The following is a 23,135-nucleotide window of genomic DNA, read 5'->3' on the forward strand; positions in this document are numbered from 1 at the left end:
ACTGTTCCGCGACCGGGTCGCGGGCTCCACCGGCCTACAGGTAGAGGGTGATCGCGACCTCGGCGCCGTACTCGATCGGCTGGTTGAGCGGCAGCGTGAGGGGCTCGCCCCACCACGGCGGCGGAGGCGGCGGCCGGCGCCACCACCAGTACAGCCACCACCAGAGGTCGTTGCCGCACCAGGCCGAGTAGAGGTAGTCGTCGACGGCCACGATCGCCAGCGGTCCGCCCGGCTTGGCGGCACCGGCCGCCGTCGTCACCGACTGCTGCCACCCGCCGGCCATGTTGGTCACCACCCGGACCGCGCCGTCGGAGCCGGCGAAGAACACGTTCGAGGCGCCGCCGGCGAACTGCGCCGCCGCGAGGCGGGCACCGGCCGGGGCCGCGCCGGCACCGGTGATCGCCACCGGCTGCCAGGGGTCGGGGACCGGGCCGAAGGTGAAGCCCACCTGCCAGATCCGGCCGTCCAGCCCGGCGACGTACGCCTGCACCCCGCCCGTGGCGGTTACGGCGACCCCGCCGCCGGGCGGCGCCAGGCCCGCCGGACCGGCCGGGATCGTCGCCCACGTGCCGGCGGAGGTGCGCCAGACCGAGGTCAGCGCGCCGTCGGCGCCGACGAAGACCACCCCCGGCATGGTGGACTGCCACGTCGCGGCAAGGACCGCCCCGGGCGGCACGAGGCCGGGCGCGGACACCCGCCGCGGGCCGCTGGCGGGCCGCACCTGGCGGTTGTAGGAGACGCTGTAGATCGCCCCGTCGGTGCCGGCGAAGAAGACGTGCAGGTAACCGGCCAGGTCGGTCACCGCGCTCACCTTGGCCCCGGGCGGGGCGAGGCCGGCCGCCCCGTCCCGGTACACGCTGATGTTGGAGGTGGCCGAGTTGGTGACGGCGGCGACGAGCCCGCCCTGGGTGCCGATGACGAACGCGGCGACGTTGCCGTCCGGCTGCCGGGCGGCGGCGACGCCCGCGTTCGGCGGGGCGACCGCCGTGCTGCCGAACGGGGTGATGCCGGCCGTCGACGCCCGGTAGAGGCGCCCGTCCTGGCCGACGGTGAAGCTCACGACCTGCGACGCCGCGGCCTGCGCGGCCCGCGCGGGTGGCGCCCCGGTCGAGGTGACGGTCAGAGCCAGTGCGGCTGCGACCGCCACCGCGACGCGGGGGCGCCGGAAGCGGTTTGGTATCACGATGTCCTCTCCGTTCGCCGGATACCGGGAGGACAGGTTCTCGGCTCGGGCGAGGTCATCGCCAGAAACCGGCTGAACGGGTAGCCATCTGTGCGAACACCCATCCGGCGGAGCTCCGCAGCCCGCCGTCCGGCGCCCCGAGTCGCCTTCCCCGGCCCCGCGCCCGCCCGCTCTCCGGGCCGCTGACCAGGGGAAACCCGCGCCTGCATCGGCCCTTCCGGCGTCCGGCGTCCGGGAATCCGCCGGACGGCCCGCGCTTGCGTCATCGTTCAGGCTGGGGCACCGGTCGCTGCGCCCGGTCAGCCCGGGCCGGTCAGCCCGACATCGGCGTTCTGGCGGCCGGTGCGGGCGGGCTCAGGGGGTGCCCAGGGCGCCGGGGGCCAGCCTGGCCCGGACCTGGTCGGCGTCCGGATGACCGAGCCGGTCGAGGATGTCGACCGCCCGACGCCAGGCGGTGCGGGCGGCCCCGGGAACCCCGGCGGCGTGGCGGGTGTCGCCGAGGTGCGTCAGCGTGGTGGCCTCGAAGTAGCGCTCGCCGGCCTCCCGCCAGAGCGCGAGCGCGCGTTCGTAGCAGTCGACGGCCTCCACGGCCTGGCCGAGGTGGTGGTGCGCGTAGCCGAGGCTGTCCCAGGCGTGGGCCTCCCAGTACCGGTTGCCGGCGCGCTGCTGCTGGGCGAGGGCCCGCCGGCAGTAGTCGAGCGCGCGCCGGTGGTCCCCGAGCTGGATGTGGTACCAGCCGATGTTGTTGAGCGCGTTGCCCTGACCGTAGGCGTGACCCGCGGTCTCGAACAGGTCGAAGGCGCGCTGCGCGTGCCCGAGGGCCTGCCGGTGGTGGCCCTGCCGTTCGGCCAGGATGCCGAGGTTGAGCTGGGTCCGGGCGCTGCCGACGTGGTCGCCGAGCGCGCCGTGCAGGTCGAGGGCCTGCTCCAGGTGCGCGCGGGCCTCGTCGTGGGCGCCCAGCCGCAGGCACGCCACCGCGCGGTTGCGGTGGGCCCGGGCCTGGCCGTTGCGGTCGCCCGCCTGCGCGGCGGCGCGCAGCGCCAACTGCTGAGCGGTCGACTGGTCCTGCCAGGCCCCCACCCGGTCGAGGTAGGTGTTGACGCTCAAGGCGAGTTGCCAGGCGTGGGCCCCGAAGCCGTTGCCCTCGGCGAGGGCGACGGCGGCCAGCAGCACCCGGTGCTCGGCAGTGAGCCAGGCCCACGCCTCGTCGCGGTCGCGCAGGTCCGGCAGCGCCGCACCGGGGTCCGCCACCGGCAGGTCGATGTGGTCGCGGTGCCGGTAGAGCAGCAGGTCCGCGGCGTGGGCGGTGTGCAGGTAGTGGTCGAGCAGCCGGCCCAGCGCGGCCCGGCGCACGGGCTCGGGGTCGGCGGTCCGGGTCAGCTCGGCGGCGTACACGGCGAGGAGGTCGTGCAGGGCGTACCGGCCCGGGGTGGGCTCGGCGAGCAGGTTCGCCCGGGTCAAGGTCGCCAGCGGTTCCCGAACCCCCGCGACGGTGGTGGCCGCGAGGCTGGCGGCGGCCGCGACGGAGAGGTCCGGGCCGGGGTGCAGCCCGAGCAGCCGGAACAGCGCCGCCGCGGCCGGCTCCAGGCTCTGGTACGACCAGGACAGCACCGACCGCACGTCGGCGGCGGCCTCCCCGCCGGAGAACCCGTCGAGGCTGCCCCGGTTGTCGTCCAACTCGTCGGCGACCCGGGCGAGCGGGAACTCCGGTTGGGTGGCGGCCCGCGCGGCGACGACGGCCAGGGCCAGCGGCAGCCCCGCCGACGCTCCGACGATGCGGTCCACCGCGTCCGGCTCGTCGGCCACCCGGGCCGCGCCGAGGCGTCGGCACAGCAACTCGCGGGCCTCGGCTGCGGACAGCAGGTCCAGGGCGAGCGGGTGGGCGCCCTGGACGGCGACGAGGCCCGGCATCCGGTGCCGGCTGGTCACCAGCACCAGGCAGCCCGGCGAGCCGGGCAACAGTGGTCGCACCTGGTCAGCGTTGCGCGCGTTGTCCAGCAGCACGAGCATCCGCCGGCCGGCCAGCAGGCTGCGGAAGAGCCCGGCCTGGGCGGCGAGCCCGGTCGGGATCCGCTCCGGCGGCACCGCGAGCGCCTCCAGGAAGCCGCCCAGCGTCTCCGCCGGGCTCGTCGTCGTCCTGTCGGGGTCGAACCCGCGCAGGTTGACGTAGAGCTGCCCGTCCGGGAACCGGTCGGCCACCTGGTGTGCCCAGTGCACGGCGAGGGCGGTCTTGCCGACCCCCGCCGTCCCGCCGATCGCGGAGATCAGCACCGGCCCCGGGGCAGCGGCCGGGTCGGCCAGCAGCGCGGTCAACGCGGCGAGCTGGGACGCCCGCCCCACGAAGTGCGGCACCGCCGCGGGCAGTTGCCGGGGCACCATCCACTGCCCGGGCGTCCGCCGGCCCCGGCCGACCGGCTCGGGCGGCGGCGCGGCCCGGGCCCGGCGGCCGAGTTGGGCCCGGGCGGCGCCGCCGAGCCGGTCGCCGGCCTGTGCGGCGTCGGCCGCCCACAACAGACGCCAGTGCGCGTCCTCCCACCGGGCGAGTTCCGTCAGCTCCGCCGGCAGCCGGGCGCCGACCTGCTCGGCGTGGGCGCGACAGGCGTCGACGTACGCGACGACGAAGTCCCACTCGGGCAGGGACTTGGCGTTGAGCTTGTCGCTGAGGGTGGACCGGGCGAGCGGCCGCCCCAGCCCGGCGGCGACCGCGACCAGCGTGTTCAACGACGGTCCCCCGGCGAGCGTCCGGAGCCGCGTGAGCTCGCCGACGAACACCACGAGCGCGTCCCGACCGGTCTCCCCCACGTCCCACCTTCCCGACGCACAGACGAGCTTCGATGAGGTGGAATCAGCGTAGCCATTCGGGGCCGGTGCTGTCCCGACCGCCGGTGGCCCGCCGGGGAACAGCCGACCGCCGCCGCTGCCCAAGGCTCCAGCCGGCCGCCCGCGGACGGGCTCCGGTCACCACAGTGGACGGTCGACCGGAGACGCCGCGGTTCCGCGCGGCCAGGCCGGCAGCACGCTGGGGCGGTGGTCGCGTCGGGCGTCCGTGACTGCCGGACAGCGGACAGCGAGGCCGACCCCGAGCCGCTACCGTGGACGGTGCTTCTGCGGTCTGGTGCTTTCCCAGGTTCCTGACGAGCCGGGTGGGCGGTGCGACTGATCCGTCCGGCTGTGACAGCCAACGGGTTGCTGGTCGCCGGTCGGGCCATCGCGGGGGCCCTCGGCTTCGCCGCCGGCCCCGCCACGACGAAGGAGAACCGGCATGAAACCCCAGCTTCTGGTGGTGACCCCCGGCGGACAGTGGTTCCGGGAGTACCTGCTGAACAGCATCAGCCAGGACTACCGGGTGCACCTGTTCTGCGACCGGGAGCCGGCCTGGGAACGGGAGTACCTGCACGGCTGGACGTTGCTGAACACCCTCGACGTGGACGCCATGACCGCCGCCGCCCGCGCCGTGTCGGCCGAGAACCGCATCGACGGGGTGATCTGCTGGGACGAGACCCGGATCCTGGGCGCCTCGCGGGTGGCCGAGGCGCTCGGGCTGCCCGGCGGCGACCCCGAGGTGGTGGCCCGTTGCCGGGACAAGCACCGCACCCGGCTGGCGCTGGCCGCCCGAAACGTGCCGCAGCCACGCTCGCTGCCGGTCGCCGACGTCGACGCGGCGCTGGCCGCCGGCCGGTCGACCGGCTACCCGGCCGTGCTGAAGCCCCGCGCGCTGGGCGGCAGCATCGGGGTCACGGTGGTGCGCTCGCCGGCGGAGGTGGCCGCCGGGTTCGCCATCGCGGACACCGGCCACGCCGCGCTGCCCGACGTCCCCGCCGACGACTGGGGGGTCCTGTGGGAGGAGTACGCCGACGGGCCGGAGATCAGCGTTGACGCGGCGGTGTTCGGGGGCGAGGTGCGGCCGATCTGCGTGGGCCACAAGCAGCTCGGCTTCGCGCCGTACTGCGAGGAGGTCGGCCACCTCGTCGACGGCGCCGACCCGTTGCTGACCGATCCGGAGTTACTCGCCGTGCTGCGGGACACCCACGCCGCGCTCGGCTTCACCGACGGCATGACGCACACCGAGCTGCGGCTGACCGCCGCCGGCCCGCGGGTGATCGAAGTCAACGCGCGCGTCGGAGGCGACCTGATCCCGTACCTCGGGCTGCTCGTCGGCGGAACCGACCCGGGGCTGGCGGCGGCGGCGATCGCCTGCGGCCGGCAGCCGCACACGGTGCAGCCGGCGGCCCGGGTCGCGGCTATCAGGTTCTTCTACCCGGAGCACGACGACACGGCCGTCGGGTCGGTGCGCGTCGACGGCGGCCTGCCGCCCGCGGTCGACCGGTTCGTCGTGCTGGCCGAGCCGGGCGCCACACTGTCGCCGCCACCGAAGGGCACGATGGTGGGCCGGGTCGCCTACGCCACGGTCGTGGCCGACGACCGCCAGGAGTGCCTGGCAGCGCTGGACGCGGTGCAGGAGCGCCTGCGCATTGTGCCGCCGGACGCCGCCTGACCCGCCCTCGCCGGTCAGGATGCGGGCGCCGATTCGGCGGCGGGGCCACCGACGAGCGGGGTGCCGCGCTGGTCGCCCGGACCGGGGAGGGGCGGTGTCCCGCTCCTTCCCGGTCCGGCGGGCCGACTCAGGACAGGAACTTGTCCAGCGCCGCCTCGATGCTGCCGCTGTCCGGCGCGGCGTAGGACTTCATGGTGGACTTGTTGTACGAGATGAAGCTCGGGCAACGGTTGGCCGGGGCGCTCACCGTGCCGCCGTCGCCGATCTTCTCGCCGGTCTTCGCCGCGTAGAAGGTCAGCGTGTAGCGCGAGGAGATGTAGGAGACGCTCACGGTCTTGCCCGCGCTGTCCTTGTAGTTGCACATCTTGGGCGCGCCCTCGCTGCCCTCCACCATCTTCAGACACCCGACCACGGACACCGTCTGGAAGTCGGCCGACTTGGCGTAGTACGGCTTGCTCGAACTCACCGACTTCGACGACCAGGACGACGGCCGGTCAGGGGAGTTCGAGAAGGCGTACGCCTTGGCGCCGGACGGGCCGTTGTACGGCGCCGCGTTCAGGATCTGGCCGCCGTCGCAGACCGCGGACAGCTCGCTGGAGTAGCGGGCGGTCACCCCGTTGTTGTTGTTCGGCTGTTCCTGCGACTCGGACGGCTGCGGCTCCGCCGAGTTGTCCGTGCCCGGCTGCGGGCTGTCGGTGGGGTTCGCGGGCGCGGACGCGGACGCGACCGGCTTGGGGTCATCGTCGTCCCCGTTGACGAGGAGGAACCCGATGCCGGCACCGCACAGCGCGAGCAGGACGACCACGGCGGCGCCCACGGACAGTCCGATGACCATCCCCCGGTTCGACTTCTGCGGCGGCGGCACGGGGGTGGCGAACTGCGGCGGCGGCTGGCCGTAGGCGGGGTATCCACCCGGCTGAGCCGGTGGGGCCGGCGGCCCGCTCCACGGAGTGACGTTCGGGTCCGGCTGCCCTCCGTACGGAGGTTGACTGTGGGTCATCTGAAGCCCTTATCGCTGTCGACGGGTGCCCATGCACGATGAACATGAACAGGGTAGTGAGCCGCACAAGCCCGGGCACCTGCCGGCTACCGCGACGGGCCACCACCGACCCGGACAGGTCATGGTCCGTCACTCTGCGCAGACGGGTCCGAGCAGTTCCGTGGTCGTCCCTTGTACCGCCGAAGGGGCACCGGGAACCCGGTGACGCCCGCTTACAAAGGGAATCCGCGCCGTGGGACCATCCGCCTCGGGCCCCGGTGGGCCGATTGCAGGCTGTGACGAAAGTTACTGGGCCTGAATGCCCCGGCCGACGCCCTCACCGCGCCCGTACTCGCCGCCGCGCACCGCGCCGGGACGCCGCCCGGCACCGGGCCGGCACCGCCGTCCGGCCCGAAGCGGCGGGGGCACCCCGGGGTCCGTCGGCGGGCCGGCGGCCGGGACCGGGACCGGGCAGCAGGAACAGGACCAGGGCGAGCAGGGCGGCGGCCACGACGCCGTCCAGCCAGTAGTGGTTGCCCGTGCCGACGACGACCAGCACCGTGGCGATCGGGTGCGCCAGCCACAGCCAGCGCAGCCGCCCGGCGGTGGCCGCGACGAGCGCGACGGATACGGCGACGGCCCAGCCGACGTGCAGGGATGGCATGGCGGCGTACTGGTTGCTCAGCTCGTCGGCGCCGGGTGCGCCGTAGACGGCGGGCCCGTACCGGCTGCCGGTGTCGACCATTCCGGTCAGCGGGGTCAGCCGGGGCGGAGCCAGCGGCACGAGCAGGTGCAGGGCGAGCGCGGCGGCGGTGAGCCCGGCCAGCGCCCGGCGCGTCCAGCGGTAGTGCACGGGGCGGCGCAGGTACAGCCACACCAGGCACACCGCCGTGGCCGGGAAGTGCACGTAGGCGTAGTAGCTGTTGGCCAGGCGCACCGGCAGGTCGCCCGCGAGCAGCGGGAGTTGGACGGCGGCCTCGCTGGGCAGCAGGAGCAGGCGCTCCAGGCGCCAGACCAACTCCCCGTTCTCCACCGCGGTCGCCACCCGGCCGACCACGGCGACACGCGCCACCTTGTATGCCAGGAACAGCACGGCCACGAGCGTCAGCTCGCGCATCGCCCGGTGCAGCGGGCCGCGCCGCCGGCCGGGCACCGGGAGGGGGGCCGGTGCGGCCTCGGCAGTTTCCACGGGTCCCTCGACTCGGTCACGGCCGTGGGTGACGGCTCTCGCTAAGCGGATCGGCAGCGTACGCCCGCCCCGGCGCTCCACACAGGCCGGGGCCGCCACCGTCGTTGGACGGTGGCGGCCCCGGGTACGTACGTCGGGCCCCGGGTACGTACGTCAGGCGCTGGGTACGTACGCCAGGCACGGGGTCGTACGTCAGGCGGCGGGCGGGCGCCTCGTCCCGCCGGAGCCGACGCCGACCTGGTCGGAGGCGGGCGCGCCGCCGACGGCGTCGGCGCCGACGGCCGCGGACTTCGCCGGGTCGGGCAGGTCGAGGCTCGTGCGCAGGTTGACCGGTTTGAGCAGGAGCGCCGCGATGATGCCGACGACGGCGATGGCGGCCGAGATGAGGAAGATGTGCCCGGTGGCGTCGCCGTACGCCGCGCGGATGATGTTCGCCACGGGCTCGGGCAGGACCTCGAGGTTGAGGCTGCCGCCCCCACTGCCGGATGCGGGGATCCCCGCGGCGGTGAGGTCGTGGGTGACCTGGTCGCTGACCCGGCGGGCGAGGACGGCGCCGAGCACGGAGACGCCGATGGTGCCGCCGAGGGAACGGAAGAACGCGACGGTGGAGCTGGCCGCGCCGATGTCCTTGAGCGCCACGGTGTTCTGCACGGCGAGGACGAGGTTCTGCATGGTCATGCCGACGCCGGTGCCGACGATGAACATGGCCACGCTGACCAGGACGAGCGACGTTTCGTGGTCGATGGTGCCGAGCATGCCGAACCCGATGACGAGGACGACCGCCCCGAAGACGATGTACGGCTTGAGCTTGCCGGAGTTGGTGATCATGCGGCCGGCGATGATGGACGAGCCGAGGACGCCGGCCATCATCGGGATGGTGAGCAGGCCCGCCTCGGTGGGGCTGTAGCCGCGCCCGATCTGGAAGTACTGGCCGAGGAAGACGGCGCCGCCGAACATGGCCATGCCGACCGCGAGGCTGCCGAGGATGGCGAGGGCCGTGGTGCGTTGCCGGATGATGCTGAGCGGGACGACCGGCTCGGCCGCCCGCGACTCGACCCAGACAGCCAGGCCCAGCAGGAGGACGGTGCCGCCGACCATCGCGCCGGACTGCCAGGACACCCACGCGAACGAGCTGTCGACGAACGAGATCCAGATCAGCAGCACGCTGACGCCAGCGGCGATCAGGCTCGCGCCCAGGTAGTCGATCTTGACGTTCTCGCGCCGGACAGTGGGCAGCCGCAGGGTCATCTGGAGCAGGACCAGCGCGATCGCGGCGACGGGCACACCGACGAAGAAGCACCAGCGCCAGCCGAGCCAGGACGTGTCGACGATGAGCCCGCCGAGCAGCGGTCCGCCGACCGTCGCGACGGCCATCACGCCACCGAGGTAGCCGTTGTACCGGCCGCGCTCGCGCGGCGGGATCATCGCCGCGATGGCGACCTGGACGAGGGCCTGCAGGCCGCCGACGCCGATGCCCTGGAACGCGCGGGCGGCGATGAGCTGGCCGGCGCTCTGCGCGAAGCCGGCGACCACCGAGCCGACCAGGAAGACGACGATGGCTACCTGCACCAGGGTCTTCTTGTTGAACAGGTCGGCCAACTTGCCCCAGATCGGGGTGGTGGCCGTCGCGGTGAGCAGGGTGGCCGTGACCACCCATGTGTACTGGATCTGCGAGCCGTCCAACGCCCCGATGATCTTCGGCAGCGCCGTCGAGACGACGGTGCCGCTCAGCATGGCGACGAAGAGCACCAGCAGCAGTCCGCTGAGTGCCTCCAGCGTCTGCCGATGGGTCATCGGCGCGTCTGCCGCCGTGGCGGTGGGTGCGCTCATCGCGCGTCCTCCAGGTTGTCGTTGGTTTCGAGGGCGACATCGAGGTCGCGGGTGAACCGGCCGAGCGCGGCGCACAGCGCCGCCACCTCGCCGGGGGTCCAGTCGGCGAGCGCCCGCTCGATCAGTTCGGCGTACCAGCCGTTGGCGTCGGCCAGGGCGCTCTGGCCCTTCGGGGTGGTGGCCAGCCAGCTGGCCCGACGGTCGGCCGGGTCGGTACGCCGCTCGACCAGGCCGTGCGAGACGAGCGAGGCGACGGCGCGGCTGACGGTCGACGGGTCGAGCCCGGTGCGGGAGGCCAACTCCCTGGCATGACAGCCGGCGGCCTGGTCGATCTGGATGAGCATGCCGACCAGGCCGATCGGCACGGACGGCCGGTCGTCGGCCCGCCGCTGCTTGATCATCCGCACGCTCTTGAGCAGGCCGAACATCCGCATCACGAGTTCACGGGCGGTGGTTTCCACGCTTGCCCTCCCGGTGCCCGATGGTTGCCCGATGGTTGCCGCATGCAACTATCCAATAATCTTGCGCATCAGGCAAGTTTGCGCATTGAGAACTAGGTCACCATCGCGTAGCCTGACCGCATGGACGAGGCCACCGGGCTCCGGGAACGCAAGAAGGCGGCCACCCGCCTCGCCCTGCACCAGGCGGCCCTGCGCCTCGCCGCCGAGGAGGGCCTCGACCGGGTGACCGTCGAGGCGATCGCCGACGCCGCGGACGTGTCCCGGCGGACGTTCTCCAACTACTTCTCCAGCAAGGAGGAGGCGATCTTCCACGGCGACACCGTGCGGCTGCGCCGGATGCTGGAACTGATCCGGAACCAGCCGGCCGACGAGCAGCCGTGGACGGTGCTCAGTCGCGCGGCGGAGCGCTTCACCACCGAGGTGCGCGGCGACCTGACGCCGTCCTGGCTGGCCCAACGCCGACGGGTGCGCGGGCACCCGGGCCTGCTCGCCCACCAGGTGGCGGCGTACACGACGGTCGAACGGGAGTTGGCCGCCGAGCTGACGCACCGGTTGACCGGGCCGGAGGTGGCCCTGCGGTCGCGGGTCCTGGCGGCGACCTTCCTGGCCACCCTGCGCGTCGCCATCCAGCAGTGGATCGAGCACCCGGACGGTCCGCTGCTCGACACGATCCGGATCGCGCTCGCCGAGGCGGCGCCCGCAACTGGCACCCCGGGCCGGGCAACCGGCATCGACTGACGGTCAGGCCGGTGTGGGGTCGGTTCCCGACCGGCCCGCTGCCCCGACCCTCAGCGGGTCCGCCAGCAGTTCGGCGAAGGCCATCTCGGCAGCGCCGATCAGGGCGGCGTCGCGGCCGAGCGTCGCCGCCCGCAGCCGCAGGTGCTCCCGGAAGGCGGGCAGCACCATCCTGTCCAGGCGACGGCGGACGGTGTCCGCCCCGACGGCGTAGATGTCGCGCAACGAGCCGCCGAACACCACGACGCCCGGATTGATCATGTTGGCGAGGTTTGCCACGCCGAATCCGAGCCAGTCGGCGACCTGCCGCACCGCCTCCTGGGCGGCGCGGTCGCCACCGGCCGCCGCGCGCAGGACCTCGACGACCGCCGGGGGCCCGCCCGGTTCCCGGCCGGCATGCCGCAGCAGCGCCGCCCCACCGATCTCGGTCTCCCAACAGCCGCGTGAGCCGCAGCCGCAGGGCAGGCCGTACGGGTTCACCACCATGTGGCCGACCTTGCCGCCATGCCCCCGGTGGCCGGCCACCAGCCGGCCGCCGACGATGATGCCGGCGCTGACCCCGACATCGCCGTGCAGGTAGACGAGGTCGTCGACGCCCACCGCCACGCCCCGGACGTGTTCGGCCACGCCGGCGATGTCGGCCAGGTCCCCGGCGACGAGACCCGGGCCCGCGGCGAGTCCGGCCTCGAAGGCGGCGCGCAGCGTTTCGTCGGGTCCGCCGACCCGGATCCTCCCGTCCCGGTCACGGGTCGTGTCGGTCACCGCGACCGCGCCGCCCACCAGCAGCGCGTCGCCGGTGACGGCGCGCTGCATGTCGCGGACCAGGCCGGCCAGCGGGCCGATCGCGTCGAAGACCGACATCCCGCCGGGCCTGTCGACCTCGCGCAGGTCGAGGATGCGACCGCCGATGCCGATGCGGGCGGCGCGTAGCCGGTCCGCCTCGACGCTCAACGCGTGCGTGTACACCTGTTCCGAGCGGGGGCGCACCACCAGCGACGGCCGCCCCGCCCGGCGGACGGTGGTCGGCGCCTCCTCGGTGACCAGCCCGGCGGCGGCGAGGTCGGCCGCGAGCGCCCCGATGGTGCTGCGGTTGAGGCCGAGCCGGCTGGTCAGCTCGGCGCGGGACGTCGGGCCGTGCAGGTGGACGTGACGCAGCACGGCGCCGAGGTTCCGCCGGCGGGTCTCCTCCTGGGTCACGCCGGGCGCCCCCGGCGCGGCAGGGTCCGGGGCGGGGCCGGCCCGCGCCTGCCCGGACCGGGTGGGTGTCGCCACGGTCGGGCCTCCTCCCCCGGGTCGGCTCGGCGTCGCTGGTGGACGCTGTCACGGCGAAGGGCCCCGGACGTGGACTCCGGGACCCTTCGCCGCTGGCTACCTCGCGGTGCTCACTTGGTGAGCGGCGCGAGCTTCGGGTCGTTCGCGTAGGCCTCGGCCGCGTTGGCCTTGGTGACGGCGACCGGCGGGAGCAGGTACGTGTCGACGACCTTGCTGCCGTTGTTGTAGGACTTGGTGTCGTTCACCTCGGGCGTCTCGCCGGCCTGCAGGGACTTCACCATGGTGATGGTCTGCTTGACCAGGTTCCGGGTGTCCTTGTTGATCGTCATGTACTGCTCGCCGGCCATGATGGACTTGACCGACTCCACCTCGGAGTCCTGACCGGTGACGACCGGGATCGGCTTGTTGGCACCCTTGATCGAGGTGATGATGGCGCGGCCGAGCGTGTCGTTCGGGGACAGGACGCCGTCCAGCTCCTTGCTGCCGTACGTCGAGGTCAGCAGCTGGTCCATGCGGGCCTGCGCACCCTCGGCCTTCCAGCCCTGGATGGCGGTCTGCTTGACGTCGACCTGCTTCGAGCCGACGACGACGTTGCCCTTGTCGATCTCCGGCTTGAGCACGTCCATCGCGCCGTTGAAGAAGACACCGGCGTTGTTGTCGTCCGGCGAGCCGGAGAAGAGCTCGATGTTGTACGGGCCGTTCGGCTTCTTGGCCTTCATGCCGTCCAGCAGGGCCTGGCCCTGGAGCTGGCCGACCTTGAAGTTGTCGAACGCGACGTAGTAGTCGAGGTCCGGGCTGTTGGTGATGAGCCGGTCGTAGGCGATCACCTTTACGCCCGCCTGGTGCGCCGCGGCGACCTGCGTCGACAGCTGCGCGGCGTCGGTCGCGCCGATGACGATGACCTTGGCGCCCTTGGTGACCATGGCGGTGATCTGCGCCTGCTGGTCGGCGACCGTGGTCGACGCGCCCGCGTACTGCACGTCGCTGGTGAACCCGGCCTCCTTGAGGCCGTTGGTGAACAGGTCACCGGCGAGGACCCAGTTCTCCGAGGTCTTGGCCGGAAGAGCCACGCCGATCAGGGAGTTGGCCGCGAAGCCCTTGGCGTCGCCGCCGGAGCTGCCGGACTCCTCGTCGCGGCCGGAGCCGCAGGCGGTGAGGGCCAGCGCCGCGATGGCGCCGATGGCCACCGACTTGCCGAGAAAGTTGCGCATGAGCAGTAATGCCCTTCTACGGAGGTGATACGGGAAGAGAAGGTCGGTGGGCGTCAGCCGGGCACCTTGGTGCGGCCGGGCTCGCGGTCCACCTTGGGTGACGCGGTGGGGGGGCCGGAACCGTCACGGCGGAACGAGCGCGTGAGGCTTCCGATGACGGAGAACCGTCCCTGGCTCTTGTTGTAGACGTCGATCGCGACGGCCAGCAGCAGGACCAGGCCCTTGATGATCTGGACGCGGTCGGTGCCGACGCCCATCAGTTGCAGGCCGTTGTTGAGCACGGCCATGACCAGACCACCGACGATCGAGCCGCTGATGGTCCCGATGCCGCCGGCGACGGCCGCGCCACCGATGAACACCGCGGCGATCGCGTCCAGTTCCCAGCCGTTGCCGTCCTGCGGACCGGAGGCCGCCGAACGGGCCACGAAGATCATGCCGGCCAGGGCTGCCAGCACGGACATGTTCATCATGACGAAGAAGTTGACCCGCTTGAGCTTGACGCCGGACAGCTCGGCGGCCCGGGAGTTGCCGCCCACCGCGTAGATGTGCCGGCCGCCCGCCGTGTTGCGGGTGTAGAAGGAGTACGCGAGCACCAGGGCCACCAGGATGATCCCGGAGACCGGGAAGCTGGTGCCGACGCGACCGCTGGCGAAGCGCATCGAGGCGAAGACGATCACGCCGATCATCACGGCCATCCGCAGGATCGAGATCCACATCGGGGCCGCGTCGGCGTCCATCTCCCGGCGCGTCCGGCGCGACTGGAGCTCCCGCCACACCACGGCCGCGCACGCGGCCAGGCCCAGCAGCAGCGTCAGGTTGTTGTAGCCGGTGTTCGGGCCGACCTCGGGCAGGAACCCGGAGCCGATCACCCGGAAGCCCTCGGGCACCGGAATGGTGTTCGCGTTGCCGATGAACTGGTTGCCGCCCCGGAAGAGCAACATGCCCGCCAGGGTGACGATGAACGCCGGCACTCCGATGTAGGCCACCCAGAAGCCCTGCCAGGCGCCGATCACCGCACCGATCACCAGGCCGAACGCGATGGCGGCGGGCCAGGGCAGGGACCAGTCGGCCATCGACTTGGCCACCAGGATGCCGGCGATCGCGGCGACCGAGCCGACCGACAGGTCGATGTGCCCGGCGACGATCACCATCAGCATGCCGATGGCGAGGATGAGGATGTACGAGTTCTGCTGGAACAGCGCGATCAGGTTGTCCGATCGCAGGGTCAGGCCGTCGGTCAGGATCTGGAAAAGGACGACGATCGCGACCAGTGTGAAGATCATCCCGAACTGGCGGGCGTTGGAGGTCGTGCCTCCGAACAGGTTCTTCTGAAGGTCCTTGATCCGGCTCATCGTGTCTGCATCTTCTTCGTCGAGGTCATCTGCTTCATGAGGGTCTCCGGGTCCGCATCGGCCCGGGCGATCTCGCCCGTGATGGCGCCTTCGAACACGGTGTAGATGCGGTCGCAGAGCCCGATCAGCTCAGGCAGTTCCGAGGAAATGACGACGACGCCCTTCCCCTGGTCGGCGAGCCGCTGGATGATGCCGTAGATCTCGTACTTGGCACCCACGTCGATGCCGCGGGTCGGTTCGTCGAGGATCAGCAGGTCCGGATCCGTGAACATCCACTTCGCCAGGACGACCTTCTGCTGGTTGCCGCCCGAGAGCTTGGAGACGCCCTCGTCGACCGTCGGGGCCTTGGTCCGCAACTCCTTGCGGTACGCCTCGGCGGCCTGGTACTGGACGACCTCGTCGAGCACGCCGTGGCGCGAGATCTTGGACAGCTTGGCGGCCACCGTCGAGGTCTTGATGTCGTCGAGCAGGTTCAGCCCGATCGCCTTGCGGTCCTCGCTGACGTACGCGAGCCCGTGGGCGATCGCGTCCGCCACCGACTTGAGCACGATCTCCTTGCCATCCTTGATGATCGTGCCCGACTCGTACACCCCGTAGGAGCGGCCGAAGACGCTCATGGCCAGCTCGGTGCGGCCCGCGCCCATCAGCCCGGCGAAGCCGACGATCTCGCCGCGCCGCACGACGAAGCTCTCGTTCTTGCAGACCTGGCGGTCGGCGGAGATCGGGTGCCGGACGTTCCAGTTCCGGACCTCGAAGAAGACCTCGCCGATCTTCGGCGTGTGGTCCGGGAACCGGCTGCTGAGCTCGCGGCCGACCATGCCGCGCACGATCCGGTCCTCGTCGACGCCGTCGGCCTTGACGTCCAGGGTCTCGACCGTCCGACCGTCGCGCAGGATGGTGATCTGGTCGGCGATCGCCTCGATCTCGTTCAGCTTGTGGGAGATCATGATCGAGGTGACGCCCCGGGCGCGGAAGCCGCGCAGCAGGTCCAGCAGGTGCCGGGAGTCGGCCTCGTTCAGCGCGGCGGTCGGCTCGTCCAGGATGAGCAGCTTCACGTCCTTGGCGAACGCCTTGGCGATCTCCACGAGCTGCTGTTTGCCGACACCGATGTCCTTGATCAGGGTGTCCGGGTTCTCCGTCAGGCCGACCCTGGCCATCAGCTCCAGGGCCATCCGGTTCGCGGACTTCCAGTCGATCGCGCCCCGTCTGCGCGGCTCGTTGCCGAGGAAGATGTTCTCGGTGATCGACATGCCCGGGATGAGCGCGAGCTCCTGGTGGATGATCACGATCCCCGCGCTCTCGCTCGCGCGGATGTCGGAGAAGCGGGTCTCCGCGCCCTGGTAGACGATCTGGCCGTCGTAGGTGCCGTACGGGTAGACCCCGCTGAGCACCTTCATCAGCGTGGACTTGCCGGCGCCGTTCTCGCCACAGATGGCGTGGATCTCGCCGGCGCGCACCACCAGATTGACGTCGGCGAGGGCCTTGACTCCGGGAAACTCCTTGGTGATGGAGCGCATCTCCAGGAGGATGGGTACGGCGCTCATCGTTCGCACCACCTCGCCAACATCATCGATACCTCCGGAAGGGGAAGAACCTTCACCTGGTTTTGTTGTTGGAGGCAACGTATTCCCGCGAAGGGGCAACCGCAAGGCTGGGCCGGCCCTGAGATGTAACAATCCGGCAATGCGGGGGTAGTTCCGGCGTCATCCGCACCACTCGCCACGCCGACACCACGCGCAGCCCGCCGCCGGCACGCCCGCCTGGAGCGCGGAGGCCCGACAACACGGCCGTGCGGCCGGTGTCGCGCGGAGCCGAGAACCCGGACAGCAACGGTAGACGGCCGGCGCGCCCACCGCCCGGCGAGAGTTCCGCCGCCACCGTGGTAGTTGCACGGCGAGGTATGGACAGTCGGCTATGCGTGTGGAACAGTTGACGCGCTGCTGTCAGGCAGTCACCGATAGTTCCGAATCCCTGCGGTGCCGCGACCGGCCTCCGCCTTCCGCGGTCACGTCACCGACCAGACCTCGCCGGGCGGCTCATGCCGCCCAGTCACCCCGCGCCGGGTGTTTCCCGGGCCCTTCCGAGCGAGGACGCGCCGAGACCCGCCACCGGGCGGGACCAACCCGTACACCACGGCCAGGAGCGTGCCTTTGAAACCCGTGATCCACGAGCTCGTGGAAGATGACTTCACGCACCGAGAGGTGCCCGAGTTCGGCCTGGCCGAGGACGACTACGCACGATCGTTGGACAACCTGGTGCAGGCCAACGTCGATGTCATACCGCACACCGCGGACGGCCGGGTGCTGCTCGGTTACCGGGAGGACCTGCCGCTGCGGAACATGTTCTGGGTCTTCGGCGGCCGGATGAAGGTGGGCGAGACGCTCACCGACAGCGCGATCCGGGCGCTGCGGCGGGAACTCCACCTCGACGCCGATCGTTCCCGGCTGGTCCTGAACCACACCTACAACGTCAGGTGGGGCACCAGGAGCGTCCCTCCCGAGGAGCGCGGCTTCCAGACCCTCCTGACCCTGATGACGTACCAGTGCACCGACGAGGAGGCCCGCTCGCTGACCCCCGCCGACCGGACCCACGGCTGGGTCCGCTGGCACTCCCGGGCGGACCTGCGGCAGCTCGAGGAGTCCGGGTCCGACCTGCTGCACCCGTTCCTTCCCGTCGTGCTGCGCAACGCGCAGCTGCTCTGAATCCGGGCCCGGCGGCGGGCGGCCCGCGACGGTCTGCCGCCACGGGGCGCGGCCGTCCTGGCTGGTGGCCGCCCCCACGCCCAGCACCCGACGAACCAGGCCGTTGGAGGCACCCGTGATCTGCCGATCCTGTCACGCCGCCGGGCTCACCGAAGTCCTCGACCTCGGCGACCAGTACCTCAGCGACTTCCGGGACGACGACCTCCGTCCGCCCCGGTGGCCGCTGGTGCTGTTGCTGTGCGAGCAGTGCGGACTGGCGCAACTGCGGGACACCACCCCCCGCGAGCTGATGTACCACGACCGCTACGGCTTCCGGTCCAGCACCAACGAGGCGATCCGCGAGGACCTGCGGACCGTGGTGGACCACGCGCTGGACAGCCGGCCGGACGCGCGGCGGTGGCTGGACATCGCCTGCAACGACGGCACGCTGCTGTCGTTCGTGCCCGAGCGGATGCACCGGGTCGGCGTGGACCCGGTGCCCGCCTTCGCCCGGGAGTCGGCCCGGCACGCCGACCGCATCGTCACGGACTTCTTCGACTCCCGGCACTTCCGCGCCGCGCACCCCGACGGGGAGTACGAGAGGTTCGACCTCGTCACCAGCGTCTCCATGTTCTACGACCTGGACGACCCGAACCACTTCGTGGCCGACGTCGCCAGGGTCCTCGCCGACGACGGCGTCTGGCTGATCCAACAGAACTACGCCCTGACCATGGTCGAGCTCGGCGCGGTCGACAACGTGTGCCACGAGCACCTCACCTACTGGTCGCTGACGGCGCTGGACGCCCTCCTGCACCGGCACGGCCTGGAGGTCAACGACGTACGCCTGTCCACAGTGAACGGCGGGTCGTTCCGCACCCTGGTCTCCCGCCGGGGCAGCCGCCCGGTCGAGGAATCCGTGGCCCGGCAGCGGCGCCGCGAGGAGGAGGCCGCGCTGCACCGGCCCGAGGTCTGGCTCGGGTTCGCGGCGCGGGCGAGGAAGGCGTTCGAGGGCCTGCGTCGGCTGGTCGACGACATCAACGCCGCCGGGCAGCGCTGCTACATCTACGGCGCCAGCACCCGGGGCGGCACCATCTGGCAGGCGGCCGACCTGGACGTGACGGACCTGCCCTTCGCCGTCGAACGCCAGGCCGCCAAGATCGGCCGCAGGATCGCCTCCATCGGCGTCCCGATCATCTCGGAGGAACAGGCACGCTCGGACCACCCGGAGTACATGCTGGTGGCGCCGTGGTTCTTCCGGGAGGTGTTCGTCGAACGCGAACGCGCATACCTGGAGAAGGGTGGGAAGCTGATATTCCCGTTGCCGGACCTGGAGATCGTCGGTCAGGACAGGGCCTAGGTGGCCCGCCGGGGCCAACGAGGAGTTCACGTGCCACGCGCTCTCATCACGGGAGTCACCGGTCAGGACGGCCTCTATCTGGCCGAGCTGCTGATCGCGAAGGGCTACGAGGTGTTCGGCCTGGTCCGGGGGCAGAACAATCCCCGGGTTCCCCGGGTGAAGCAGATCGTCCCGTCGGTACGGCTGCTGGACGGCGACCTTCGCGACCTGCCGAGCCTGATCAGCGCCCTGGACGCCGCCCAGCCCGACGAGGTCTACAACCTGGGCGCGGTCAGCTTCGTGGGCATGTCCTGGCAACAGGCCGAGCTGACGAGCGAGATCACCGGGATCGGGGTGCTGCGGATGCTCGAGGCGATCCAGATCCACACCCGCAACGAGATGGACCGCGTCCGCTTCTACCAGGCGTCGAGCTCCGAGATGTTCGGCAAGGTCCGCGAGGTCCCGCAGACCGAGACGACCCCCTTCCACCCCCGCTCGCCGTACGGGGTCGCGAAGATCTTCGGCCACTTCATGACCGTCAACTACCGCGAGTCGTACGGCGCCCACGCCTGCTCGGGGATCCTGTTCAACCACGAGAGCCCCCGGCGCGGCCACGAGTTCGTCACCCGGAAGGTCACCCGGGGCGTGGCCCGCATCGCCCTCGGCCTACAGGACAGGATCACGCTGGGCAATCTGGAGGCGCGTCGGGACTGGGGCTTCGCCGGCGACTACGTCGAGGCCATGTGGCTGATGCTCCAGCAGGCTGAGCCGGACGACTACGTGATCGCCACCGGCGTCACCCACTCCGTGCGCGACCTGCTCGACGTCGCCTTCCACCGTGTCGGGATCGGGGACTGGGGCGGGCACGTCGCGCAGGACCCGCGCCTGCTCCGCCCCGCCGAGGTCGACCTGCTGGTCGGGGACGCGTCGAAGGCCCGGTCCAGGCTCGGGTGGAAGCCCCGCAGCGACTTCCGGTCTCTTGTGGAGACGATGGTCGACGCCGACCTCGCCGACCTCGCCGACGTGAGACGGGAGGGGCGCGGCCCGTCCGGGCGGTCGCCGGACGACGTGGTGCGTCAGGCGGGCGGTCCCGGCTGACGCACCGACGGAACCGCCCCTCCCCTGCGAACGGACGGGCCGGTCAGGTGGCGGATGCGGGGAACCGCTCCCACACCCGGTGCGCGGCCAGCAGCTGTCCCACGGTGGTGAGGACCTCGGTTCCGGAGTCCCCCGTGACCACGCCCGGTGTGCCCGTCACCCCCGCCTGGTCCAGCACCGTCACGCCGTCGCCCCACGCGCCGACGGCTTTGGCGTGCCGCCAGCACTCCTGAACCAGGAGCAGCACGCGCGGGTCCACGGACGCGGAGTCCGCCGCGCCCGCCTTGGCGTCGCGCGCGGGGAGCGCGTCCGGCGCCGGCGCCGGCGCCGCGGCCAGCAACAGTGCGTCGAACTCGACAGATCGGCCGGTGGCGAAGGTCCGCTGCACGTGCAGGTCACCGACCATGCCGCCGTGCGGGGCGATCAACAGCGGCACCATGCCGGCGGCGAGCACCTCGCTGCGCACCTGGCCGACGCCGTCGAGGTCGCTGTCGGGGCCGACGACGATCCCGATCGTGCGGCCGTCGGTCGGCCACTGCCGGCCCACCTGGGACAGCGCGGGGCTCGGCGCGACGTCGGCGAGCGGCACGGTCGGCTCCGGTGCGGGAAGGCCCAAGCCGGCGGCCACCTGCGCGCAGAGCACCGGGTCGATGTTGGCGAGGCTCTGGAGCTGACGCTCCTTGATCGCCTGGTGGTAGCACTTGCCCAGCTCGAAGGTGTAGGCGCGGATGATGTGCTCCTTCTCGACCGGCGACATGCTCAGCCAGAACAGGCGGACCTGGCTGTGGTGGTCGTCGAACGAGGCCGGGTTCGCGCGCGCCTTGGGCGCCTCCGCCACCGTCACCGGCACGTCGACGAACGCGTGCTCGGCGTCGCCGGACGGGAAGGGGTTGCCGCCGTCGAGCGAGTTCGGCCGGTACGGTGCCACACCGGCGTGGACGGCGTCCTGGTGGAAGCCGTCGCGCAGCATGTCGTTGACCGGGGCGTGCGGGCGGTTGATCGGGATCTGCGAGAAGTTCGGGCCGCCCAGCCGGGTGAGCTGCGTGTCGACGTACGAGAACAGCCGGCCCTGCAACAGCGGGTCGTTGGTGACGTCGATCCCCGGCGGCAGGTGGCCGACGTGGAAGGCGACCTGCTCGGTCTCGGCGAAGAAGTTCGTCGGCGTGCGGTTGAGCGTCAACTTCCCGATCGGCTGCACCGGGGCGAGCTCCTCCGGCACGATCTTGGTCGGGTCGAGCAGGTCGATCCCGGCGAACGTCTCCTCCGGCGTGTCGGGGAAGACCTGGATGCCGAGCTCCCACTCGGGGTACGCGCCGGCCTCGATCGCGTCGTACAGGTCCCGGCGGTGGAAGTCCGGGTCGATGCCGCCGAGCAGCTGCGCCTCCTCCCAGGTCAGGGAGTGCACGCCCAGCTTGGGCTTCCAGTGGAACTTGGCCAGGGCGGTCTCCCCGGCTCCGTTGACCAGCCGGAAGGAGTGCACGCCGAAGCCCTCCATCATCCGGTACGAGCGCGGGATGCCCCGGTCTGACATGTTCCACATCGTGTGGTGCTGCGCCTCGGTGTGCAGGGAGACGAAGTCCCAGAACGTGTCGTGCGCGCTCTGGGCCTGTGGGATCTCCCGGTCGGGGTGCGGCTTGCCGGCGTGGATGACGTCGGGGAACTTGATGGCGTCCTGGATGAAGAACACCGGAATGTTGTTGGCGACCAGGTCGAACGTGCCCTCGTCGGTGTAGAACTTCGTCGCGAAGCCGCGGGTGTCGCGGACCGTGTCGGCCGAGCCGCGCGAGCCGAGGACGGTGGAGAACCGGACGAAGACGTCGGTCTCCCGCCCCTTCTTGAGGAAGCCGGCCCTCGTGACCTGCTCGGCGGTGCCGTAGGCGGTGAACACGCCGTGCGCCCCGGCCCCCCGGGCGTGCACGACGCGCTCGGGGATGCGCTCGTGGTCGAAGTGGGTGATCTTCTCGCGCAGGTGGTGGTCCTGGAGCAGCACCGGGCCGCGCGGCCCGGCCTTCAGCGAGTGGTCCGTGTCGCGCAGCCGCGCCCCCTGCGAGGTGGTCAGGAAGGCGCCCTGCTGTCCGTTCGCGGTCGACGGCGCACCGGTCTTCGCGCCGGTCGGGGTGCGGGTCTCCGGGGTTCCCTGCTCCTTCTTCGGTGGCAGTGGGTCGTGTGGCGTCGTCGGCTCCGCGGCGGTCGGTGGGGCGCTGCCCGGCGCGCCGGGCACGTCCGGGGCCAGGACGTCGGCGACCTTCTCCGCGGCTGCCTCCACGACATTTTTGACAGCTTTAGCGGGGTTGCTGCTCATTTATTTTACTACCTCCGTGGAGCGGCTGTTTTGCAGGCTCCTGCGTGGTACCCCGGTCCGCGCGGGCAAAACGGACCGGGCGCGATCCGGCACCGGGAGGCCACCGGGCCGCCGCTGAGCGGTGACGCAGCCCACCGCACCTGCGGCAACCGCGCCCGGCGCGGGGCTCGCCGAGTGCCGGTTGCCCGGTGGGCCCGTGACGTTGCCGGGCGGGTCCGTGACGGTTGCCCGGCGGGTCCGACGGGCGCACGATGGGCGCGTGGACATCGAGCCGGTCGATCCCGCACCCGATCGGGCTTTCCGCCGGGCGGTCCTGCGACAGCGTTGGGTGGACCTCGCCTTCCTGCACTGGGCGGTGGAGCCGGAACTCGTCGCACCGCTGCTGCCCGCCGGCACCCGCCCGGACACCCTCGACGGGGTCGCCCACGTCGGGCTGATCGGCTTCCGGATGGTCGGGCTGGGCCTCGGCCGGGGACCGGGGGTGCCGTACCTCGGCACCTTCTGGGAGACCAACGTGCGGCTCTACTCGGTCGACGACACCGGCCGCCGGGCCGTGGTGTTCCGCTCGCTCGACGCCTCTCGGCTCGTCCCGGTGCTGGTCGCCCGGGCGACCCTGCGGCTGCCGTACCTGTGGTCGTCGATGCGGCTGGACCGCGACGGCGACCTCCTCACCTACCGGTGCCGGCGCCGCTGGCCCGGCCCGGCCGGCACGACGAGCCGGATGGTCGTCCGGGTGGGCGAGCCGATCACCGACCCGACGCCGCTGGAACACTTCGTCACCGCCCGCTGGGCGCTGCACACCCGGGCGTACGGGCGCACCCTGCGCCTGCCGAACTGGCATCCACGCTGGCCGCTGCACCGGGCCGAGCTGCTGCACCTGGACGACGAGCTGGTCACCGCCGCCGGGCTGCCGGCGCCGGCCGGTCCGCCGGTGAGCGTGCTCCACTCCCCCGGCGTCCCGGTCGCGTTCGGCCCGCCGGCCGCCCTGCCCCGGACCGGCTGACCACGCCG

The 23,135-nt window shown here is 72.1% G+C and carries 17 protein-coding genes; 6 read left to right on the forward strand and 11 right to left on the reverse strand.

Annotated elements, in window-relative coordinates:
• Positions 1 to 34: 34 nt before the first annotated feature.
• Together ACFYZF_RS21325 and ACFYZF_RS21330 are read right to left on the reverse strand one after the other, a co-directional pair.
• Positions 35 to 1,183, reverse strand: a complete 1,149-nt coding sequence (locus ACFYZF_RS21325; protein ID WP_387023315.1) for a hypothetical protein — start codon at positions 1,181 to 1,183, stop codon at positions 35 to 37.
• Positions 1,184 to 1,537: 354 nt separating this feature from the next.
• The gene (locus ACFYZF_RS21330; protein ID WP_387023317.1) at positions 1,538 to 3,985 is read right to left on the reverse strand and encodes an ATP-binding protein; all 2,448 of its coding nucleotides are present in this window, start codon (positions 3,983 to 3,985) and stop codon (positions 1,538 to 1,540) included.
• A 460-nt stretch (positions 3,986 to 4,445) separates the two neighbouring features.
• Between ACFYZF_RS21330 and ACFYZF_RS21335 the strand changes: the two genes are divergently transcribed.
• The gene (locus ACFYZF_RS21335; RefSeq protein WP_387023319.1) at positions 4,446 to 5,678 is read left to right on the forward strand and encodes an ATP-grasp domain-containing protein; all 1,233 of its coding nucleotides are present in this window, start codon (positions 4,446 to 4,448) and stop codon (positions 5,676 to 5,678) included.
• A gap of 127 nt (positions 5,679 to 5,805) precedes the next feature.
• Here the strand turns inward: ACFYZF_RS21335 and ACFYZF_RS21340 are convergent, their stop codons facing one another.
• The 4 genes from ACFYZF_RS21340 to ACFYZF_RS21355 form a co-directional block, all read right to left on the reverse strand.
• Positions 5,806 to 6,678 (reverse strand): hypothetical protein, encoded by an 873-nt coding sequence (locus ACFYZF_RS21340; protein WP_387023321.1) that lies wholly within the window; start codon positions 6,676 to 6,678, stop codon positions 5,806 to 5,808.
• Positions 6,679 to 6,994: 316 nt separating this feature from the next.
• On the reverse strand, positions 6,995 to 7,846 hold the full coding sequence (locus ACFYZF_RS21345; protein WP_387023322.1) for a phosphatase PAP2 family protein: 852 nt from the start codon (positions 7,844 to 7,846) through the stop codon (positions 6,995 to 6,997).
• A 192-nt stretch (positions 7,847 to 8,038) separates the two neighbouring features.
• Positions 8,039 to 9,676, reverse strand: a complete 1,638-nt coding sequence (locus ACFYZF_RS21350; RefSeq protein ID WP_387023324.1) for an MDR family MFS transporter — start codon at positions 9,674 to 9,676, stop codon at positions 8,039 to 8,041.
• Positions 9,673 to 10,137, reverse strand: a complete 465-nt coding sequence (locus ACFYZF_RS21355) for a MarR family winged helix-turn-helix transcriptional regulator (RefSeq protein ID WP_387023326.1) — start codon at positions 10,135 to 10,137, stop codon at positions 9,673 to 9,675. The genes ACFYZF_RS21350 and ACFYZF_RS21355 overlap by 4 nt, the downstream gene beginning before the upstream one ends.
• A 120-nt stretch (positions 10,138 to 10,257) precedes the next feature.
• Here ACFYZF_RS21355 and ACFYZF_RS21360 point away from each other — a divergent pair, with 120 nt between their 5' ends.
• Positions 10,258 to 10,875, forward strand: a complete 618-nt coding sequence (locus tag ACFYZF_RS21360; protein ID WP_387023328.1) for a TetR/AcrR family transcriptional regulator — start codon at positions 10,258 to 10,260, stop codon at positions 10,873 to 10,875.
• Between the two features lie 3 nt (positions 10,876 to 10,878).
• On the opposite strand, the gene ACFYZF_RS21365 is transcribed toward ACFYZF_RS21360, so the two are convergent.
• The 4 genes from ACFYZF_RS21365 to mmsA form a co-directional block, all read right to left on the reverse strand.
• Positions 10,879 to 12,144 carry an ROK family protein gene (locus ACFYZF_RS21365; RefSeq protein WP_387023330.1) on the reverse strand — a complete coding sequence of 422 codons (1,266 nt, stop codon included), beginning with the start codon at positions 12,142 to 12,144 and terminating at the stop codon, positions 10,879 to 10,881.
• Positions 12,145 to 12,254: 110 nt separating this feature from the next.
• Complete coding sequence (locus ACFYZF_RS21370; protein WP_350889531.1) at positions 12,255 to 13,355, reverse strand: sugar-binding protein; 1,101 nt, start codon at positions 13,353 to 13,355, stop codon at positions 12,255 to 12,257.
• A 53-nt stretch (positions 13,356 to 13,408) separates the two neighbouring features.
• Positions 13,409 to 14,707 (reverse strand): multiple monosaccharide ABC transporter permease, encoded by a 1,299-nt coding sequence (gene mmsB, locus ACFYZF_RS21375; protein ID WP_387023332.1) that lies wholly within the window; start codon positions 14,705 to 14,707, stop codon positions 13,409 to 13,411.
• The gene (gene mmsA / locus ACFYZF_RS21380) at positions 14,704 to 16,251 is read right to left on the reverse strand and encodes a multiple monosaccharide ABC transporter ATP-binding protein (RefSeq protein WP_387023334.1); all 1,548 of its coding nucleotides are present in this window, start codon (positions 16,249 to 16,251) and stop codon (positions 14,704 to 14,706) included. Before mmsA ends, mmsB begins: the two co-directional genes overlap by 4 nt.
• 615 nt (positions 16,252 to 16,866) lie before the next feature.
• Here mmsA and ACFYZF_RS21385 point away from each other — a divergent pair.
• From ACFYZF_RS21385 to gmd, 3 genes are all read left to right on the forward strand, one after another.
• A complete protein-coding gene (locus ACFYZF_RS21385) occupies positions 16,867 to 17,409 on the forward strand; it encodes an NUDIX domain-containing protein (protein ID WP_387023412.1) in 543 nt (180 codons plus the stop codon).
• Between the two features lie 115 nt (positions 17,410 to 17,524).
• Positions 17,525 to 18,745: a methyltransferase domain-containing protein gene (locus ACFYZF_RS21390; RefSeq protein ID WP_387023336.1), complete on the forward strand. Its 1,221-nt coding sequence runs from the start codon at positions 17,525 to 17,527 to the stop codon at positions 18,743 to 18,745.
• A gap of 30 nt (positions 18,746 to 18,775) precedes the next feature.
• Positions 18,776 to 19,822, forward strand: a complete 1,047-nt coding sequence (gmd, locus tag ACFYZF_RS21395) for a GDP-mannose 4,6-dehydratase (protein WP_387023338.1) — start codon at positions 18,776 to 18,778, stop codon at positions 19,820 to 19,822.
• Positions 19,823 to 19,865: 43 nt separating this feature from the next.
• On the opposite strand, the gene ACFYZF_RS21400 is transcribed toward gmd, so the two are convergent.
• Positions 19,866 to 22,124 (reverse strand): catalase, encoded by a 2,259-nt coding sequence (locus tag ACFYZF_RS21400; protein WP_387023340.1) that lies wholly within the window; start codon positions 22,122 to 22,124, stop codon positions 19,866 to 19,868.
• A 259-nt stretch (positions 22,125 to 22,383) separates the two neighbouring features.
• Here ACFYZF_RS21400 and ACFYZF_RS21405 point away from each other — a divergent pair, with 259 nt between their 5' ends.
• Positions 22,384 to 23,127, forward strand: a complete 744-nt coding sequence (locus ACFYZF_RS21405; RefSeq protein WP_387023342.1) for a YqjF family protein — start codon at positions 22,384 to 22,386, stop codon at positions 23,125 to 23,127.
• Positions 23,128 to 23,135 lie beyond the last annotated feature (8 nt).

Origin of the sequence: Micromonospora sp. NPDC001898, assembly GCF_042891255.1 — a bacterium.
In the GTDB taxonomy this organism is placed as follows: domain Bacteria; phylum Actinomycetota; class Actinomycetes; order Mycobacteriales; family Micromonosporaceae; genus Micromonospora.

Excerpts from the sequence above, each read along its gene's own strand:
- ACFYZF_RS21335 (WP_387023319.1), top strand. The coding sequence starts at position 4,446 with ATGAAACCCCAGCTTCTGGTGGTGACCCCCGGCGGACAGTGGTTCCGG.
- ACFYZF_RS21340 (WP_387023321.1), bottom strand. The coding sequence starts at position 6,678 with ATGACCCACAGTCAACCTCCGTACGGAGGGCAGCCGGACCCGAACGTC.
- ACFYZF_RS21350 (WP_387023324.1), bottom strand. The coding sequence starts at position 9,676 with ATGAGCGCACCCACCGCCACGGCGGCAGACGCGCCGATGACCCATCGG.
- ACFYZF_RS21360 (WP_387023328.1), top strand. The coding sequence starts at position 10,258 with ATGGACGAGGCCACCGGGCTCCGGGAACGCAAGAAGGCGGCCACCCGC.
- ACFYZF_RS21370 (WP_350889531.1), bottom strand. The coding sequence starts at position 13,355 with ATGCGCAACTTTCTCGGCAAGTCGGTGGCCATCGGCGCCATCGCGGCG.
- mmsB (WP_387023332.1), bottom strand. The coding sequence starts at position 14,707 with ATGAGCCGGATCAAGGACCTTCAGAAGAACCTGTTCGGAGGCACGACC.
- mmsA (WP_387023334.1), bottom strand. The coding sequence starts at position 16,251 with ATGAGCGCCGTACCCATCCTCCTGGAGATGCGCTCCATCACCAAGGAG.
- ACFYZF_RS21400 (WP_387023340.1), bottom strand. The coding sequence starts at position 22,124 with ATGAGCAGCAACCCCGCTAAAGCTGTCAAAAATGTCGTGGAGGCAGCC.